At 42.6% G+C, this 523-nt stretch carries 1 protein-coding gene; it reads left to right on the forward strand.

Annotation, left to right across the window (positions count from 1 at the left end):
* Positions 1 to 523 (forward strand): DUF1631 family protein (locus A3756_RS04725; RefSeq protein WP_156490272.1); only part of this gene is annotated, 523 nt, incomplete at both ends.

The following is a 523-nucleotide window of genomic DNA, read 5'->3' on the forward strand; positions in this document are numbered from 1 at the left end:
ACCTCACCCATATAAAATATGGTGAAGATAGTGAGCAGTGGCATACTTATTTATCGGTTCTTGATCGTCTAATTGCTTTTGGAGACAATCCTGAAATCCCCGTTGATGCTAAGAAAATTATTCCTGTTATTCAAGAAGGTCTGAAACAGGTATCGGGAACGAATGAAGCGTCTGGCACTGTAAGAGAGTCGTTAAAGCATCTTATTCAAAATGCGCCACGTGGTTGCCATAATATGGTGCAAGCTAAGTTACAAGACCTGCCAGAGACTGAAGATGACTTGGTGCAACGAAACCTTACTAAGTCTCAAGAGCTCAAAACCTGGATTCTAAAAGCAAAATCTATTGAAACGGGTACTTGGCTGCAACTTGAGCGAGAAGGAAAGGAACCGCAATACATGCGCTTGGTCTGGATAGCGAAAGGCTATAGCAAGTTCGTATGTGTAAACCATCAGGGTATGAAAGTTATTGAGCTGGGCTTACTAAAGTTTGCGACGTACCTAAGAGACCGGCGAATATCTCTGGA

This window comes from Oleiphilus sp. HI0086, assembly GCF_001635225.1.